The organism is Cryobacterium sp. 10I1, assembly GCF_035019805.1.
GTDB lineage: Bacteria > Actinomycetota > Actinomycetes > Actinomycetales > Microbacteriaceae > Cryobacterium > Cryobacterium glucosi.
The window spans coordinates 1-394 of record NZ_JASJVF010000578.1 but is presented as its reverse complement, the minus strand read 5'-3'; the positions used below and the strand labels follow the sequence as shown (position 1 = coordinate 394).

General features: G+C 74.6%; 1 pseudogene. It reads right to left on the bottom strand.

From position 1 onward, the window contains the following. Positions 1-394, bottom strand: a pseudogene (locus tag QN345_RS19860) (FAD-binding molybdopterin dehydrogenase); the annotation flags it as partial.

The window sequence follows — 394 nt, the reverse complement described above, 5'->3', positions numbered from 1 at the left end:
TCCGTGAACCAGGCGTCGATGCCGTCGACGCCGGCACGGAGCGCGGACGCGGTCGGCAGGGTTGCGTAGCGCAGCTGCACCGGCCGGAGGGTCGCGGCCGTGACGGTGAGGGTGAAACGGCCGTCCCGGTCGAGGCGGCCGATGACGACGGCTCCCGAGCGGCCGATGGGGGAGAGCGCGATCTTGCGGAACGCGGTGCGGGCGCGCAGCGACGCGTCCGGGATGTGGATGGAGCGCAGCACGTCCCCGGTGCGCAACACGGTGGTCATGTCGCCGGTGACGAAGCCGGCGGCGGGAAGGTGCTCGTCGCTCCCGTCGCGGCGCCAGACGAGCACCTCGGCGTCGAGGGCCGCGGCGAGGCTCGTCATCGGGCCGGCGGGGAGGGCGGTAGCGA